At 57.6% G+C, this 16,931-nt stretch carries 12 protein-coding genes and 1 pseudogene; 5 read left to right on the top strand and 8 right to left on the bottom strand.

Annotation, left to right across the window (positions count from 1 at the left end; genetic code table 11):
• The first annotated feature begins 6 nt into the window (after nt 1-6).
• The 5 genes from AC4ANK_RS18620 (at nt 7) to AC4ANK_RS18600 (ending at nt 7,165) form a co-directional block, all read left to right on the top strand.
• Nucleotides 7-1,305: a sialidase family protein gene (locus tag AC4ANK_RS18620; RefSeq protein WP_002554359.1), complete on the top strand. Its 1,299-nt coding sequence runs from the start codon at nt 7-9 to the stop codon at nt 1,303-1,305.
• Nucleotides 1,302-1,922, top strand: a complete 621-nt coding sequence (locus AC4ANK_RS18615) for a hypothetical protein (RefSeq protein ID WP_002554358.1) — start codon at nt 1,302-1,304, stop codon at nt 1,920-1,922. The genes AC4ANK_RS18620 and AC4ANK_RS18615 overlap by 4 nt, the downstream gene beginning before the upstream one ends.
• A 10-nt stretch (nt 1,923-1,932) precedes the next feature.
• Complete coding sequence (locus AC4ANK_RS18610; RefSeq protein WP_031597956.1) at nt 1,933-3,966, top strand: LTA synthase family protein; 2,034 nt, start codon at nt 1,933-1,935, stop codon at nt 3,964-3,966.
• Nucleotides 3,967-4,316: 350 nt separating this feature from the next.
• Nucleotides 4,317-4,931, top strand: coding sequence for a biliverdin-producing heme oxygenase (locus AC4ANK_RS18605; protein ID WP_002554356.1), 615 nt, complete (start codon nt 4,317-4,319; stop codon nt 4,929-4,931).
• Complete coding sequence (locus AC4ANK_RS18600) at nt 4,928-7,165, top strand: ATP-binding protein (RefSeq protein WP_460384809.1); 2,238 nt, start codon at nt 4,928-4,930, stop codon at nt 7,163-7,165. The genes AC4ANK_RS18605 and AC4ANK_RS18600 overlap by 4 nt, the downstream gene beginning before the upstream one ends.
• A gap of 47 nt (nt 7,166-7,212) precedes the next feature.
• On the opposite strand, the gene AC4ANK_RS18595 is transcribed toward AC4ANK_RS18600, so the two are convergent.
• The 8 genes and pseudogenes from AC4ANK_RS18595 to AC4ANK_RS18560 all read right to left on the bottom strand — a co-directional run bounded on the left by AC4ANK_RS18595 (nt 7,213) and on the right by AC4ANK_RS18560 (nt 16,925).
• Nucleotides 7,213-7,854 (bottom strand): hypothetical protein, encoded by a 642-nt coding sequence (locus tag AC4ANK_RS18595; protein WP_002554354.1) that lies wholly within the window; start codon nt 7,852-7,854, stop codon nt 7,213-7,215.
• Nucleotides 7,851-8,360 (bottom strand): annotated as a pseudogene (locus AC4ANK_RS18590) (hypothetical protein); the annotation flags it as partial. The pseudogene AC4ANK_RS18590 and the gene AC4ANK_RS18595, both read right to left, overlap by 4 nt.
• 116 nt (nt 8,361-8,476) lie before the next feature.
• Nucleotides 8,477-9,160: a hypothetical protein gene (locus AC4ANK_RS18585; protein ID WP_002554352.1), complete on the bottom strand. Its 684-nt coding sequence runs from the start codon at nt 9,158-9,160 to the stop codon at nt 8,477-8,479.
• Nucleotides 9,157-12,555 carry a toxin VasX gene (locus AC4ANK_RS18580; RefSeq protein WP_082301286.1) on the bottom strand — a complete coding sequence of 1,133 codons (3,399 nt, stop codon included), beginning with the start codon at nt 12,553-12,555 and terminating at the stop codon, nt 9,157-9,159. Before AC4ANK_RS18580 ends, AC4ANK_RS18585 begins: the two co-directional genes overlap by 4 nt.
• 292 nt (nt 12,556-12,847) lie before the next feature.
• The gene (locus AC4ANK_RS18575) at nt 12,848-13,618 is read right to left on the bottom strand and encodes a DeoR/GlpR family DNA-binding transcription regulator (RefSeq protein WP_002554350.1); all 771 of its coding nucleotides are present in this window, start codon (nt 13,616-13,618) and stop codon (nt 12,848-12,850) included.
• A 39-nt stretch (nt 13,619-13,657) separates the two neighbouring features.
• On the bottom strand, nt 13,658-14,344 hold the full coding sequence (locus tag AC4ANK_RS18570; RefSeq protein ID WP_002554349.1) for an SDR family NAD(P)-dependent oxidoreductase: 687 nt from the start codon (nt 14,342-14,344) through the stop codon (nt 13,658-13,660).
• Between the two features lie 54 nt (nt 14,345-14,398).
• Nucleotides 14,399-15,523, bottom strand: coding sequence for a sialidase family protein (locus AC4ANK_RS18565; RefSeq protein ID WP_002554348.1), 1,125 nt, complete (start codon nt 15,521-15,523; stop codon nt 14,399-14,401).
• Nucleotides 15,510-16,925, bottom strand: a complete 1,416-nt coding sequence (locus AC4ANK_RS18560) for a sodium:solute symporter family protein (RefSeq protein ID WP_031595782.1) — start codon at nt 16,923-16,925, stop codon at nt 15,510-15,512. Before AC4ANK_RS18560 ends, AC4ANK_RS18565 begins: the two co-directional genes overlap by 14 nt.
• Between the last annotated feature and the right edge of the window lie 6 nt (nt 16,926-16,931).

Raw genomic sequence — 16,931 nt, 5'->3', positions numbered from 1 at the left:
CTCCTGATGCGTGTTATTTCCCAAAACCTGACTGCATGGAGCGCAGGCCTGATTGTTGTAGTGATTTTTCTCAGTGCATGGCTAAGCCATCCACAGCACCGGATATCTGCCTTTGTCGTGAGCACCGCACCGGTCGATGCTGAAAGTGTGGCACCCAAGGCATCCTACATTTCGCGTTTCGCGTCTTCTGATCTGGACGATTTCGTGCATTCGTCAGCCGTGACGGCATTGCCTGGCGGCGACCTCATGTCGGTATGGTTCGCCGGTTCTCGCGAAGGCGCGGGAGACGTTGAAATACGTACCTCGCGGTTCGATGCGTCCAACGGTGAATGGGGCGGCGAGCAGGTCCTGGCGACCCGGGCGTCCACTCAGTCAGGTACTGGCAAATACATCCGCAAACTGGGCAACCCGGTGATCGCGCTGGCTCCGGACAATCGCCTGTGGCTGTTCTACGTGTCAGTCTCGGTCGGCGGCTGGGCGGGCAGTACCGTCAATGCCATGGTGTCCAGCGATATGGGGGCCAGTTGGTCGCCGCCGTGGCAGCTGGTGACATCGCCGTTTTTGAACATCAGCACGCTGGTACGTGGCGCGCCGGTGTTTCATACCGACGGCTCGATCGGCCTGCCGGTCTACCACGAGTTTCTCGGCAAGTTTGCCGAATACCTGTATCTGAGCGCAGATGGCGAAGTCATCGACAAGTTTCGCATCAGCCGCGGTAAAAATTCCCTGCAGCCCACCGTCGTACCGTTGGACGGCCAACGCGCCGTAGCCTTGCTGCGTTATGCCGGCGAGACGTTTCACCGGGTACTGGCCAGCCGTACCGAAGACGGCGGTCAGACCTGGAGCGAGCCGCAACCGCTGACACCCAGCAACCCCAACTCGTCGCTGGCCGCCGTCGGCGTACCGGGTAAGGGCTTGCTGGTGGCGTTGAATGATCTGCGCGAAGGTCGCTTCAAGCTCAGCCTGTACAGCACCGACGAGCAGATGAAGGTCTGGCGGCCGCTGCCGGATCTGGACAAGTCACCCGATCCGCTGGGTACACCGTTTGCCCTGGAAGCCTACAAGGCTGCCATCGGCGAAGGCTTTCGCGCTTCCAGCGGCGCACGTCGCCAACCGATGGAAGCCGAGTTTCTGAGCAATCTGGACCAGCGTGTCTGTTCCGCGCAGGGGTGTGATTTCGAATACGAATACCCGTACTTCATCCGCAGCCCGGACGGCCTGTATCACCTGGTCTACTCGTGGAATAACACCTTCATCAAACACGTCAGCTTCAACGAGGCCTGGCTGGCGGAGCAACTTTTATGATCGCTTTGGGATTGGCTCATCTGGCGTTTGCCTGGACCCTGTTTGTGCTATTGGCTCCGCTGACCGCATCGTTATGGTGGCGCTGTGGCCTGCTGGCAGCGACCTCGCTGTTGAGCGTTATTTCATTCGACGGTTTGTCGATGGCGTCGTACGCTCGCAGCCTGACCGACGATCTGGCAATCAGCAGTCTGGTGGTGCTGGGCTGGCTGACCTTGCAGCGATTGGGTGTGCTCAGACCGATGGCAGTGTCCCGGCGATGGGTGATGCTGCTGGTGTTCGCTGTGCTGGCGCTGACGTTGTATCCGGCCACGCTGGGTCTGACTTACTTCGACCCCTACCGCTGGGGTTACAATCCGCGACCGATGATCATTATTGTCGCCGTTATCGCGTTGGGGCTGGTCTTGATGCGTAATGCGCTGGCTGTGGTGATGCTGGCTGCTGCGACGCTGGCATTCACATTTCGTATCAAACCGTCGGAAAATTATTGGGATTACCTGATTGACCCGCTTCTCGCCCTGTACTGCTGCGGGGCTTTGCTGAGCCTGGGCATCCGTTTTGTTTATCGCCGGGCAACGGAGTCGCGCCGTTCGGCCACTCTGTCTGCTGGCAATGTCTAGAGGAATGACGATGAGTTGGTTGCAATCGCGACACCTGCACTATTGGCTGAGCGCGGTCATATTGGTATTCCTGCTGTCGGCGTTACTGAGGGGGGTGTTTTTCTTCGGATTTTCTGGCGTCGAGCCGGGCGCCCTGTTTACCCATGGCGAGGTTGCGCAGACGCTGGGTATCGGCGTGCGTTTCGACCTGCGTCTGGCGCTGCTGATACTGCTGCCGGTCGCAGTGTTGCTCTGGTTGCCGCGCTGGAACATGGTCAGCCAGCCGGTCTTGCGCTGGCTGGCGCGAGGCTATCTGATTGTTGCGCTGGCTGTTCTGACGATGATTCATATCGTCGACTTTGGTCATTACGCCTATCTCGGGGTCAGGCTCAACGCCAGCGTGATGCGCTATCTGGAGGATGCGCAGATTTCCCGGGACATGCTCTGGCAGACCTATCCGGTGCTGTGGATCACTGCCGGCTGGTTGCTGACCGTTGCAGCGCTTGGCTTGGCGCTGCTCAGGCTTGAACGTGTCACTCTGGACCGCCAGGCCCGGCCGCTCAATCGCTGGTCCGTGGTCTGGGGTTCGGCACTGGTGGTCTGTGCGACCTTTCTCGGTTTGCTGGGCCGGGTCGAGAATCTCAATCTGGAAAATCCCGTACCGTTGCGCTGGAGCGATGCATTCTTCTCCGGCAACAGCCAGGTCGCGGCACTGGGGCTCAACCCGGCGCTGTTCCTGTACGACACGCTCAAGGTCTCCCAGTCCCACTTCGATGAAGCCCAGGTGCGCGAGCACTATGAGTCGGTCGCGCGCTATCTGGGTGTCCAGCAGCCAGATGCGCAGGCCTTGAACTTCAAGCGTCACCAGCCTGTGCAGCCTTACCGAGTGCGCAGCGAGCGGCCGCCGAATGTCATGTTCGTCATGCTTGAATCACTGGGCACCAGTGCTGTCGGTGCCTACGGCAATCCGCTGAACCCGACGCCGAATCTGGACCACCTGGCGACTCAAAGCTGGTTCTTCAAGCACTTCTATGTGCCGGTGACCGGCACCGCAAAAACGGTCTGGGCAAGCATCACCGGGGTGCCTGATGTGACCCGGCAGGAAACGGCCACGCGTCATCCGCTGCTGACCCGTCAAAACACCATCATCAATGACTTCAAGGGCTACGAGAAGCTGTACATGATTGGTGGCAATTCCGGTTGGGCCAACATGAACGCGTTGATCCGCCGCAGTATCGATGACGTGCGTCTTTACGACGAGCGCGACTGGAAGTCGCCGCAGGTGGATGTGTGGGGGATTTCCGACCTGGATCTGTTCAAGGAGAGCGACCGGATTCTGCGCGCGTTGCCAGCTGACAAACCGTTCTTCGCCTACGTACAGACCGCTGGCAATCACCGGCCATTTACCATCCCCAAAGACAACGATGGTTTTCAGGTCAGCGACAAGACACTGCAGCAGGTCCAGGCTGCCGGTTCGCGAAGCGTGGAGCAATACAATGCGGTGCGTCTGCTGGACTTCAATATCGGTCGGTTGATGGAACTGGCCAAGGCGGGCGGTTATTACGAAAACACCATCTTTGTGCTGTTTGGTGATCACAACACACGCATTAGCCAGATCCCGCACATGGCCCCGGCGTTCGAACAACTGGGGCTGGAGAGCAATAACGTTCCGCTGTTGATTCATGCGCCCGGCCTGCTGGGCACCCGGGTAGTCGATGACGCGGTCGGCCTTGCGGATCTACTGCCGACACTGGCGGGAATGACCGGTATGCCATTCACCAGCGGCACGATGGGCCGTGACATTCAGCAGCCCGCCCCCGAAGGCGAGCGTGTGGTGCCGTTGGTACTGCGTGAAGGCACGTTCCCGCTGATTGGCGGTGTTACCCGTAACTACCTGCTGCAAATGGAGCACGATGGCAGCTCGCCCACGCTTCACGATCTGTCTTCCCCCACGCCGCTGGATAACGTCGCCGAGCAGAACCCGCAAGAGTTCGAGCGGCTGCGTGACCTCACTCGCGGTCTGCATGAAACCTCGCGAATGATGCTGTATCAGAACGTGCGTTGATCACCCGAACCGCGCCAGGCGCAGGATATTGCGCAAGCCTATGGTCAAGGCCGTAAGCTTGCGTAATGATGGCATCTGTATTTGATGATGTTAAAGTGCTTGCCAATGTGAACCCTGCACGGATTAAAGACGTACATGGCGCTGTTTTCGACTATCGTCACCAGTCAAGAGCAAGTTCTTCGGGCGGTATAAATAGCTGACCGAGACACTGGCTATTTTTCTGGTGGATTATGGTATTTCATCGCTAATACCGGAAAAAACTGTCGGATTTTGCTTCGAATCTGTATTTTGGCGGCCTGTTTTCGCTCGGATGCGTTTTTTGTCTATTGCACACTCAAGAGCCTTCCTGGATGCCGGCAAGTTTTTCATGTGTTACCCCGCCGAAACTGCTTGATGCACTGCGTGCTGAAACGAGTCAGCTTCACGTTAAGCTCGAAAAACGCATGCCGTTTTTTTCACCCGCGCTGGATCATGCTCTTTACCTTCGCTTGCTTAAGGCTTATTACGGCTTTTATGCACCGCTTGAAGCTGCATTGCACGACAGTGCCTTGATGCCTGCGGAGCTTATCCCGCAAGATCGGGTCAAAACCGCTGTGCTGGTCGAGGACCTGCGTGCTCTGGGTCTGTCTGATGACGACATCAGGCAACTGCCTCGCTGCGAGCAATTGCCAGCAGTGGATACGCCCGGTTCATGCCTGGGAGTCATGTACGTCCTTGAAGGTGCAACGTTGGGCGGGCAGGTGTTACGGCGCGAAATAAACAGGCGACTGGGTCTGGATGAGCAGAGTGGAGCGGCCTTTCTCGATGTTTACGGTGCCGATACCGGGCCACGCTGGAGGGCGTTTTTGAACCACCTGGATGCAGTGCCGCGAGAAGTTGTTTTTATTGACGCCGCAGCGTTTGCGGCGCAGTCCACATTTGCATGTTTCGAGCAATGGCTCGATAGTCAAGAGGTACTGCTATGAGCCAACTCGACAAGGACGCTTTTGAAGTCCTCCTGGCCAATTGTGCGGATGAGCCTATTCAGTTTCCCGGAGCCATTCAGCCTCACGGTCTGTTGTTCACTCTGGAAGAGCCAAACCTGACGATCCTGCAGGTCAGTGCGAACGTGCAGAGCGTGCTGGGCCATGCACCCGAACAGGTTCTCGGTAAAGGCCTCGAGCATGTTCTGGGGGCCGGCTGGGCCGAGGTGATCAGAAGCGCCAGCGCTCATGATTTGTTCGTTGATGCGCAACGCTTGCTGATGACGGTCAATGGCATCGAGTTCGAAGCCTTGATGCACCGCAATCAGGGGGTACTGGTTCTGGAACTCGAGATTCAGGACAAGGACGCGCAAGCGGTCAGTTATACCGAGCGCACTGGCAACATGGGCCGTATGTTGCGTCAGTTGCACGCTGCGAGTGATCTGCAAACGCTGTATGAAGTCAGTGTCCGCGAGATCCAGCGTATGACCGGTTACGACCGGGTACTGATCTATCGTTTCGAAGAAGAAGGCCATGGTCAGGTGATCGCTGAAGCGTCTGCACCCAGCATGGAACTCTTCAACGGCCTGTTCTTTCCGGCGTCGGACATTCCCGAGCAGGCGCGCGAACTGTACCGCCGCAACTGGCTGCGCATTATTCCTGATGCCGATTACACCCCGGTGCCATTGGCGCCTCAATTGCGCCCCGACACTCAGCAGCAACTCGATCTGAGTTTTTCGACGCTGCGAAGTGTTTCGCCGATCCACTGTCAGTACATGAAAAACATGGGCGTGCTGTCGTCCATGAGTGTTTCGCTGATTCAGGGCGGCAAGTTGTGGGGCCTGATCAGTTGCGGGCACCGTACCCCGTTGTACGTGTCCCACGAACTGCGCAGTGCCTGCCAGGCGATCGGTCAGGTGTTGTCGCTGCAGATCAGCGCGATGGAAGCGCTGGAAATAAGCCGTCAGCGAGAGGCGAAAGTCAGGGCGCTCGAGCAATTGAATCTGGCCATGGCCGAGTCCGAAGAAAACGTCTTTGACGGTCTGGCGCAGCAACCACAGTTATTGATGGATCTGGTAGGCGCGAGCGGCGTCGCCATCATCGAAGACCGGCAAACGCATTGTTTCGGGGCCTGCCCGGAGGTTTCGGATATACGTGCGCTGCACACATGGATGATTGCAGGCGGCGAGCCGGTGTATGCCAGTCATCATCTTTCCAGCGTCTACGCGCCCGGGGAAGCTTACCAGCCAGTCGCCAGTGGTGTATTGGCCATGAACTTGCCCAAACCTGTGGATAACGGCGTGATCTGGTTTCGTTCCGAGGTCAAGGAAAGCGTCCAGTGGAGCGGTGATCCGAACAAACCGCTGAACATGGAAAGCTCGGAAGGCGGTATGCGCCTTCGGCCGCGCACATCGTTTGAAATCTGGAAGGTCGAAATGACCGGGATTGCGCCAAAGTGGAGCCATGGCGACGTATTTGCAGCTAACGACCTGCGCCGCTCCGCGCTGGAAAACGACCTTGCCCGCCAGGTGCGCAAGGAGCAACAGGCCGTTCGTGCCCGTGACGAACTGGTAGCGGTCGTTTCCCATGACCTGCGCAACCCGATGACGGTCATTTCCATGCTCTGCGGAATGATGCAGAAGTCGTTCAGCTCCGATGGGCCACACACCTCGCGGCGTATTTCCACGGCAATCGACACCATGCAGCAAGCAGCCAGCCGCATGAATGTGTTGCTCGAAGACCTGCTCGACACGTCGAAAATCGAAGCAGGCCGCTACACCATCACACCGCAGCCACTGGAAGTCAGCCAGATTTTCGAAGAGGCCTACACCTTGCTGGCTCCGCTGGCGTTGGATAAATCCATCGAGATTTCCTTCAATGCCGAGCCCGACCTCAAGGTCCAGGCCGACCCGGAGCGCCTGTTTCAGGTGCTGTCTAACCTGATCGGCAACGCCATCAAGTTCACCCCGAAACTGGGCAAGATCGGCGTGGCGGCGATGTCCAACGGCACTGAAATCGTGTTCACCGTGCGTGATTCCGGCGAAGGCATCCCTCCCGAGCAATTGCCGCACATCTTCGAACGCTACTGGACCGTCAAGGAAGGCAACCCGACCGGCACCGGTCTGGGTTTATACATCTCCCAAGGCATCATCAAGGCACACGGCGGTGAACTGGCTGCGCAAAGCCGGGTGGGCGAGGGCAGCGAGTTCCGCTTCACGGTGCCAATCGCAGTTTGATCGCTTTCTCAGGCTTGCAGTGTGTGTCGGCTCAAGCCTGAGTTGCGTCAGCCCTGATGCCAGTTAGTGGCTTTTTCGATGTATTCAGCGTTCGCCGGAAGTACCTTGCGCAGAAACGCGAGGTACTTGTCCATAAGCGCCTTGCTGGGAAAACGCGCGGCGAATCCGCTGGTTATATCCTCGCAATGGATAATGACCATCAGACGTCTGTGATCAACCGTGACAAATTCATGCAAATGCCACGGGGCGGTTTGTCGATGGTGGACGGGGTTTTCCCAGTTCAGCAGTTTGATGGCTGTGATAAAGGCCATCGCCACTGGGCCGATCAGGAAGAGCAATGATCCGGTGAGAAGGGCGACGAGGACGAATGCCAGGATGACGAAAATAGCGATGCCTTTGAAAAGTGCGGAGGCGAAGTCGGGGTAGTGGAGGTAATACTCGACTGTGGCACCGTCGGTTTTTAGGCTGTAGTTGTAGATGGTTTTTTGGCGGATGAGCAGGCCTACGAAATAGGCAAGAATACCGGCCAATGCTAATAAAGTTCCCACTAATGAGTAGAGGCTATCTGAAAACATTATCCAGCCTCCCCACATATAAAGTGTGCATCCTGTTATCGCAAGTGTTTTGATCTTCCAGTTCAGAGCATCTCTACCCTGTGGCAAGGTTGGGTTGTTTTCTTGTTGAGTCATAATGGCGTACCCTCTGCGACTTCTAGAGCCAGCGTACCGACCCTGTTTGATGCCTTCACTTCAAGTTCCACAGCAGCCAATCCATCAATAGCGGTATCACCTCTTAGGCCAAGCTCTATCTGAAACAGATAGCTTCTATCGTCTTCGCCAGGGCTTAAACGACTGGCCGGATACCAGATTTGCAGCTCAAGATATGTCGCGTCCTTGTTCAGTGGCACCCAGGTTTCCCAGATGAGGTCTTCATTTTCTGGTGGCATAAGAGGATAGGTGAAGTCTTCACTCGCTTTGCCAGCTTGCTTGTTGGTAAGCGTCCCGAACTGTTCGGCCTTCCTGAATTGCCCGCGGTCCAGAAAAGCTTGATGCAGTGGGTCGTCCATTTTTTCTACAGGTAGCACTCCCCATTGTCGCTTGCTGCTGACTATGTTGAAGTGCACGGACTGCCCGGGTAATAGACTTGGCAAGCGCACTTGTACTCCTGCGCCATTTTGTAGCGCTACGCTGTAGTAATATCGGGTGCGATTAAGCAACCACTGGTTTATGCAACCGAGCAGCCAGATAGGGTGAATACCAGAGATCTCGTGGTTCGGCCTTAAGGGAGTGCTTATTGAGGTCGGCAACGGGGCTACCATTTCCAGGCTTTTTCCGTGAACTCAGTTGTTGGGGGGAGCACGGTGTGGAGAAACGCGAGGTATTTGTTAAACAGCACCTCATGCTGGAATCGGGCCTCAAAGCCTAGTGTGACATCCGTGCGGTGTGTGACGATCATCAGCCGTTTACGGTCGACGGTCACAAAGTTGTACTCATCCCAAGGCAGGCTTTGTTCATGGTGAATGGGGTTTTCCCAGCTGAGTAGCTTGAGGGCTGCGATACAGGCGATGGCTGCCGGCCCGACCAGGAAAAGCAGTGAGCCGGTGAGAGCGGCGATGAAGACGAATATCAGGATGACGGCTATGGCAATGCCCTTGAAGAAGGACGAGGCGAAGTCGGGGTAGTGAAGGTAGTACTCCAGGTGGGCACAGTTGGTTTTTATGGTGTAGTTGTAGATGGTTTTTTGGCGGATGAGCAGGCCTATGAAGTAAGCCAGAACCCCTCCAAGGGCAAGTATCAAGCCCGCTAGTAGAGGCGGGTTTTTTAAAAATACTTTCCAGCCCCCCCAAATAAAAATTGAGCTCCCGGTCAGATGAATTGCGGCAAATATGGACTGCGCTATCATGATTTCTTTAGGTGATTTAGCCAGCGTTTTTATTTTCCAGTTTAGAATGTCTCGGCCTTTTAGCAGGCATGGGGAGGGCGTCTGTTGAGTCATAAAGGAGTACTCTCTGCGACTTCCAGAGTCAGGGTGCCAATTCTGCTTGATGCCTGTACTTCAAGCTCCACAGCAGCCAAACCATCAATAGCGGTATCGCCCCTTGTGCCAAGCTCCATCTGAAACAGATAGCCTCTATCGTCCTCACCAGGATTGATCAGATTGTTCGGATACCAGATTTGCAGCTCAAGATACGTTGCGTCCTTGTCGAGCGGCACCCAGGTTTCCCAGATGAGGTCTTCGTTTTCAGGTGGCATGAGAGGATAGGTGAAATCTTCACTCGTCTTGCCAGCTTGCTTGTTGGTAAGCGTCCCGAACTGTTCGGCCTTCCTGAATTGTCCGCGGTCCAGAAACGCTTCATGCAGAGGGTCGTCTATTTTTTCTACAGGTAGCACTCCCCATGGTCGTTTGCTGCTGACGATGTTGAAATGCACAGATTGCCCGCGTAACAGATTGGGTAAGCGCACTTGTACCCCCGCGCCATTTTGTACGGCTACGCTGTAGTAATCGCCTTTGCCAAGGTAACGGTCTTCGTAATGCACGGTGCTTTTTGCATGGACCTGCGGAGATAATTGAATTTCCATCAGCGCGCGCACTTCTTCCTGCTCACCTTCGGCAGTCTCAGCGTAACGATAGGCTAGGGTTCTCGACCAACAGCACTTGCGTAGCCACCAGCCAACACTGTCTTGCTTGAAATAATTCAGGGCCATCGTAGCGATGAGATAAATAAAACCAGTTGCCATCAAGGCTACGCTGAACCAAGGATTCATCGCGATAATCGTAAAAACACCAGCGGGAAAAATGCCTGCCAATAACTGGGCTGCAGAACCCAATCCCATTACCAATACAGAAAATCCCTTAATGCCAATTCCGTATTCTTCTCCTGATGTTTTTGCTTCGTGAAAATCATCTGTGATACCAAATAGTTCAAGCGTAACTGCTGCTACCCCAAACCCACCCATCGCCACCATCGAAACCCTGAACCCACGTATTGCATTACCCCACGTCGCATTTCCCTTGGTTTTCCAATACGCACTGGACCTGTCCAGAATTGCCACATTCTTGCCGTCAATCAGCTCCGGCGTCGCATCCCTTATTACGCTCCACGGCGCTTCAACAAACACCGCCATCAACAGATTGAAGCTGTAACCCAGTCCATACGTGACCTTGCCAATATCCTTGGCACTGAAGTCTCCATCACGAGTAACGTCCCGGTAAGTGAGCGCGGTATTGATGAAGTTGAGCATGATCACACCCCAGGTGATCGAGCCCGCAGTGCCGCCGAGTCGGTCGGTCCAGCGTTTGGCTTGGGCCAGCCAGTCCTTGGCCAGGGTTTTGCCGGACTGGAAGTACTGGCGAATCTCGTCCTGCAGTAATTTGGCGTATTCGTTGTTCTGGAAGTCGAGCAGAGCGGGGATGCTCAGTTCGTGGACGCGCAGTTTCTGTTTATGGGCGTGCAGGTTGCGAGCGGTGCTTTGGCGTGTGTTGTAGGCATTCGGATATAGCCACCGGCGACGGGTATCGCTGATCTGCTTGTTGAGGACCTGCCACTCGCGTATCCACTGTTTGAGCTTGGTGAATACCTGTTGATCGACTGCAATACGCGCCTTCGAATCAAGCAAAATCTGGCCAATCAACAGGGTGCGAAGCAACGCGACGATGTTCTGCTGTTTGCCCAGGGCCATGCGGCTGTCGATGGGTACCCAGGCCAGCAGGATACTCTCGAGCGTTGCCTTGCCTGCGCCACTGGCCAGTTCGCCGAGGGCTTTGAAGGTGCCCTGAACGGGCTGCTTCAGCGCCTTCATCCACGGCTTGTCGGTAAAGCCCTGGTGATTGAGGGCGCCATTGAGTTCGCCAATACGTGTAGCCAGGTTGGTTACGTCGCCAAGGCCGTTCAGCAGCGCGTCGGCCTCCTGGTGCAGTGCTTGTTTGAGGGCGGGTGAGAAGCCGTAGCGCAAGGTACCAAACAGCGTGCTGGCGTTGGCTTCCTGCTCGGCCAGCCAGGTGGTGGCTGCGCTGTCCTGGGCGTAAATGATCTGCAGGTTGAGCATGATCGTTTGCAGGTACAGCAGCTGTGTTGGACGGGTGGTATCGATAAACAGCTGGAGCGGGTCTGTGCCGATATGTGTTGCCCAGAGCTGAAAATCGCGTTGAGTGTCACGCACCTGTTGCAGCAGTGCGTCTCCGCTTGGCAGATGCTGTTGAAGATACTGACGCGCGCCGCTCAGATCGACCTCGCGTCGCCATTTGTGGCGATCTTTCCAGGCCTGCGCAGCCTCTTCGGTAGGGACGCTGCCGTAACGCGCTTCGATCGATTTGCGCATGTCCAGGCTTTTGAACATGTCCGGCAGCAGCAGAAAATCTCCGGGAACGTTGCTGCTGCTGATCTGTGCCTCTTCAAGGATGCATTGCTCGAAGTACGCTTCGACCTCGCTCAGGTACTGGTGCGTGCGAGCCGCATTACCGCGCACCGACGCTGGCAGTTTTTGCGGGTCGCTCTCGGCACCGCACAGTCCGGAGACAGTCTGGGCGATCTGGATCTTGTGTTCGTGCTCGGCTTGCCAGTCGCGAAAAGCCGCCTGATCAGCGGCCAGTTGCATGCCCAGATCATTGAAAACGGCCAGCGGGTCATCAAGGGCGATGAGCAGGGAACTGTCCTGATCGTCGACGCTGCCTTGCCAAAAAACATCAGCACCCAGTGGTGCCCATAACAGATGTGTTTCGGCGTCTTCCGACAGCGGGCGAGCAGTGGGGATCGCCGAGTCAGCGAAACGGCCGTCGTCGGCAACATGGCCCTTGTCGATGTCCGCCACGGCCTCGGCGATACGGTTCAACGGCAGGGTGTCCGGCTCGGCCATGGTGATGCAGTAGCTGGCCAGATCCAGCGCTTTCATCCACAGCGCACGGCTTGGGGCGCTGGAGCGCATATGCTCGCAAACTCGCCATGTCCATTGCTGCGGGGAAAAGGCGATGTGCAGTGTGTTACGTCGCGGGTAGAGCAGAAAGGGCTTGCCATCACTGGCGCCACTTCGCTGGTCATTGCCGATCTGCGCGTCCGTCCAGACAATGCGGCTCAGATGGCCGTTGTTTGCTGAGGCGACATATTCATGCAGCGTCCCGGCCGTTTCGTCGAACACATAGACGTAGCCATCGTACAGCTGGCGAAGGGTGTAGCTGCGTGTTTTCAGTGTCGGCATCAGCGCCCATTTGCCCTGTTTCGGCAACGGCTTCAGTTGCTCCGGCGCGGCGTCGTAGCGGGAGCGATCCAGCGCGTAGCGCACCGGCACGATGGCGACGTTCGGTCCTCTGAAAGGACAAAGGCTGGTGGCCGTCGCCGGAGTCTTGGGGAACAGTGCGGCGCGTCGTTGCTGGTGCGTGCCGTGCTTATCGGTCATGTGGGAAACTCTCTGCGCAGAAACGGGCAATTTCGCCCGCTGTATGCAGAAGTACATTCCAAGATGCATGCCGACAATTTTTTATCTATTTAAAACAAATAGATAGCGTTTAAAGGTTTAAAAAAAGCTCAATGGCCAGACAAAAAATGCGAAATATTGCGCAGGCTTTTGCGCATGTATGCGCAAGCTCGTTTAGGTGCTGGAGGGCTTTGTGTATGGGGCGTGACCAGTTTCAGCGGTCATGTGATGCGCAAGAATTTGCACATCACGGTTTTATGCTATGAGCGTGAAGTCAGCCGGGCAGGGCAATTTCCACCTGAATGCTTTTGCGCGCCTTGAAAGGGGCGAGCAGTGACTCGTCATCCACCGGGTTGGTGATCAACGTCCAGGGCTGGCGTAACGGTGTCCAGTGCTGCTGACGCGCGCGGCCCAGCTTGGTGATGTCGGCCAGTACGAAGACCTGTGCGGCACGCGCCAGCATGTTTTCCTTGAGGTACGCCTGCTCGGCGCTGGCCTCGCACAGGCCCAGTTCGGCCACCACGCCGTCGGCACTGATGAACAGTTTGTCGGCGCTCAGGTGTTCCAGCGCTGCCTGCGCCGCCACGCCATAAGTCGACATGCTCGATGCCCGCAGTGTGCCGCCCAGCACGGTAATACGGCCATCGGGTATCAGCGCCAGATCGCTGAGTGCCAACAGGTTGTTGGTGATTACATGCAACCCGCGGCGCTGGTTGAGAATGTGCGCCAGTGCGCTTGTGCTGGTGCCGCCTTCAAGAAACAGCGTGTCGTGATCGTTGATATGCGCCAGCGCGGCACGGGCGATGTCCATTTTTTCCTGGCTGTGCTGGCGGCTGCGCTCTTCCAGCGAGGTTTCCGGTTCGCGCTGGCCGACATGCGCCGCACCGCCATAGGTGCGCAGGATCAAGCCATCTTCGGCCAGGGCTGTGAGGTCGCGGCGTACGGTGGCTTCCGAGACGCCCAGTTGGGCGCACAGCTCGTCCACATTGGATTTGCCGGAAAGAACCAGTTCGAGTATCGCTTGACGACGGTTGGCGACTTTCATTACAGCCCTTGCATTAAAGCCTGGAAACGGGATGCAACCTTACAACGACGCACCGCCGCACACCACCAGGCTTTGCCCGGTAATTGCACCCGCGTCGGGGCCAAGCAGAAAGGCCGCCAGACCGGCGATTTCATCCGGTTGCACAAAACGGCCGATGGGCGGTTTTCGCGGTGGCGTGCCACTGCGTCCGGGGGCCAGCAACATGGGCGTTTCGGTGGCACCAGGGGCGATCAGGTTGACGGTGATGCCGCGTGGTGCCAGTTCGATGGCCCAGGAACGAACCATGCCTTGCAGCGCCGCTTTGGTGGCAGCGTACTGACTGCGTCCGGCGGCACCCTGCATGGTCCGGCTGCCGATCATCAGAATCCGCGAACCGGCGCGCAGCCGTGGGTACAGCGCGTTGACCATGTGACTGGCAGCGGCGACATGCAGATGCCACATGGCCTGGCCATCGGCGTCGTTCAGATCGCCCAGCGGCGCGGTGCGCATGAAGCCTGCCGCATGGATCAGCGCATCGATGTGTGGCGTCTGTTGCAGCGCCTTGTCCAGCGCGGCGAAGTCATTGAGGTCGCACTCGCGCCATGTGAAGTTCGGGTTTTGCAGGTCCGGCGCACGCCGGCTCAGACCGGTGACCTGCAGGCCCTTTTCCAGCAGGCGCGTGACAATGGCTTTGCCGATGCCGGAGCTGGCACCGGTGACGAGTACGGACTGAATCGGTTCGGGCATGACATGGGTTCCGCAAAGGTGTCGATTGGCAACAGGCCAATCGACGCGGGTGGGTCAGCGGATCGCGTTCAGCGGCAGGTGAACATGCTTGATCTTCTGCCGGAAGTAGGTGAACGCGACGTGCAGGCTGCCATCGGCGGCCTGAATGATGCTGGGGTAGGAGAACTCGCGATTGAGCTTTTCCTGCGAGTTGTTGGTCAGGCAGAACCCGTCCCCCAGCTCCAGGTCCAGCCGGGTCGGCCAGCTGTGCCCGCCGTCGCGGGAGATCGCCAGGCTCATCGGTGCGCGGGGGATGCCCCACACCGCTGCCTTGCCGTCCTGACGTGCGCCCGGTGTGACGCGGTCGTCGCCCTCATCCTCGATTTCGTCGTACAGCGAGGCCCGGCGCTGGGCGTGGCCCTCGGCACTGACCGGATTATAGACCAGAGCCAGTTCGTCGGTCGCCAGCTTCACGAACTGGATCGACGAATTGTTATTGGGCAGTTCGGTCGGCGTCGGGGCGCTCCAGGAGCGGCCACGGTCGGTTGAGCGGCTTCTGTAGATAAAGTCTGCCCAGCGGCTGCGGAACAGGCCGAGCAGGCTGCCATCCGGCAATTGATGAACATTCATGTGCACGCTGCCGGTGCTGTCCGGCACGTCATGGCGAGACCAGCTGTGGCCCTGATCGGTGGAGATCATCACCGCGCTGACATCATGGTTGCCAACCCACTTTTCGCCGGGCCCGGTGATGCAGTACCAGACCGGCAGCAACCAGTCGCCGTTATCCAGCACCACTGGCGGCTGGCGCACAAAGGTGCCGGGCTCGTCGAACAGGGTATCAATCGGCCCCCAGCTTTGGCCGTTATCCAGTGACAGACGACGGCGGATGATGGCGGTCTCCTGATTGCCGGAAATCTGTGCTGTCCAGATCAGCCACAACGGGCCACCGGGTGCCTGGAACAGAATCGGGTTCTGTTCCGAGCGGGACGCATCTTCGGACATCTTCTGCGGCTCGCTCCAGACGCCGGTGGCCGGGTCGCGGCGCGACAGCAGCACGAAGATGTCGGCCATGCCCTCCTGAGTACCGGCGAACCAGGTACACAGCAGCGTGCCGTCGGCCAGCTCGTGCAGGTTCGCGGCATGGTTCTGCGCGTAAGGCGTTGGCAGGAATGCGTCCTGGCGGGTATCAGCGGTTGGCATGAGGAACCTCGGTTTGAGCAGGTTTGGACGACGCGGACTGCGGCAGCAGTCGCTCGATGGCAATGACGATAGCCGGTGTCACCAGCGCGATATACATGTTGTCGATGCCGTAGGGGTTGTTCAGCAGATACCAGACGCTGGTGGTGATGGCTGAAGCGATCAACCCCAGGGTAGCGCCTCGGCCCGAACCGAAGAACGGCAGGTAGATCGCGATCATGGCGACCACGGCAATCGACAGCCGCAGGGCACGGGTAAAGAACGACAGGTTAAGGATCTCGGGCACGAAGAATACGAAGAACAGCGGCACGAAACCGATCACCAGTGCAATCAGGCGGGTGGTTTTGAACTCCTGATCCACCGACGGCTTGCGCCACGGCACGTAGAAGTCACGGACCACCAGCGAGGCGATGGCCAGTGCCACGGTGCTGACGCTGACGAAAATCGAGGCAACCAGCGAGATGGTCACCACGCCAGCCAATACCGGGCTCATCGATTGCAGGAAGATCGGCAGGGCGTACAGGCTGCTCATTTCCGGGTGCAGGTATTTGGAGGCGACACCGATGAAGCCCAGCGCCAAGGCAATCGGGATGCACAGCAGCGAGGCGTAGAAGGTCGAGCGGCGTGCCGCGTTCTGATTCTGGGTCGAGGAGATGGCCTGAATGATGAACTGCGTGGAGAAAATCGCGCCGACCGTGCCGATGATCCAGGCCATGATTTTCGAGCCGCCGATGGCCCCGTCCCACGTGAAGTAATGCTCGGGCATGTTCTGCACCACGGGGCTGAAGCCGCCGGTCATTTTCAGCGCCACGCCCAGCACGATCAACACACCGATGTATTTCACGCCGGTGTGCAGGATGCTCATGTAGGCCACGCTTTTCAGGCCGCCAAACACGTAGTACAGCGTGCTGATGATCGCCGTGATGAACGCCGCGGTGGTCAGGTTGATTTTCAGTACCGTGGCAATGGCTGCCGCGCCGCTGACGTAGTTGCCGACGTTCACCAGCAATAGCGCGTAGATCATGATGATCGAGACCGCGAGCTTGGTGGAGGTGCCGTATTTTTTGGCGATGAAGCCGGAAATGGTGAATTCGCCGGAGCTGTACAGCTTGCGCGCCATCAGCAGGCCGAATAGCGGGAAGCCGATGGCTGCGGCGATCACTGACCAGGAGGCGGCAAAACCGCTTTCGAAGGCCGCTTGTGCCGTACCGACCGTAGACTTGGCGCCGATGAATTCGGACATCATCAGCACGCCGACGACGAAGGCGGGCATGGTGCGCGAGGCGACCATGTATTGCTCGCTGGTCTTGCTGCGCAGGCGCATGCTCATCCAGGTGGTTATGACGATATAGACGACCACCATGCCGATGATGATCGAGGTGTCTTGCGCGTTGAAGGTATCCATCAGTCT

It is taken from the genome of Pseudomonas sp. Pmew2 (assembly GCF_058129885.1).
This window is presented reverse-complemented; position numbering and strand designations above follow the sequence as displayed.

What these genes read in the sequence shown, in the direction of transcription:
- AC4ANK_RS18620 (WP_002554359.1), top strand. Translation starts at nt 7, where the DNA reads ATGCGTGTTATTTCCCAAAACCTGACTGCATGGAGCGCAGGCCTGATT.
- AC4ANK_RS18615 (WP_002554358.1), top strand. Translation starts at nt 1,302, where the DNA reads ATGATCGCTTTGGGATTGGCTCATCTGGCGTTTGCCTGGACCCTGTTT.
- AC4ANK_RS18610 (WP_031597956.1), top strand. Translation starts at nt 1,933, where the DNA reads ATGAGTTGGTTGCAATCGCGACACCTGCACTATTGGCTGAGCGCGGTC.
- AC4ANK_RS18605 (WP_002554356.1), top strand. Translation starts at nt 4,317, where the DNA reads ATGCCGGCAAGTTTTTCATGTGTTACCCCGCCGAAACTGCTTGATGCA.
- AC4ANK_RS18600 (WP_460384809.1), top strand. Translation starts at nt 4,928, where the DNA reads ATGAGCCAACTCGACAAGGACGCTTTTGAAGTCCTCCTGGCCAATTGT.
- AC4ANK_RS18595 (WP_002554354.1), bottom strand. Translation starts at nt 7,854, where the DNA reads ATGACTCAACAAGAAAACAACCCAACCTTGCCACAGGGTAGAGATGCT.
- AC4ANK_RS18585 (WP_002554352.1), bottom strand. Translation starts at nt 9,160, where the DNA reads ATGACTCAACAGACGCCCTCCCCATGCCTGCTAAAAGGCCGAGACATT.
- AC4ANK_RS18580 (WP_082301286.1), bottom strand. Translation starts at nt 12,555, where the DNA reads ATGACCGATAAGCACGGCACGCACCAGCAACGACGCGCCGCACTGTTC.
- AC4ANK_RS18575 (WP_002554350.1), bottom strand. Translation starts at nt 13,618, where the DNA reads ATGAAAGTCGCCAACCGTCGTCAAGCGATACTCGAACTGGTTCTTTCC.
- AC4ANK_RS18570 (WP_002554349.1), bottom strand. Translation starts at nt 14,344, where the DNA reads ATGCCCGAACCGATTCAGTCCGTACTCGTCACCGGTGCCAGCTCCGGC.
- AC4ANK_RS18565 (WP_002554348.1), bottom strand. Translation starts at nt 15,523, where the DNA reads ATGCCAACCGCTGATACCCGCCAGGACGCATTCCTGCCAACGCCTTAC.
- AC4ANK_RS18560 (WP_031595782.1), bottom strand. Translation starts at nt 16,925, where the DNA reads ATGGATACCTTCAACGCGCAAGACACCTCGATCATCATCGGCATGGTG.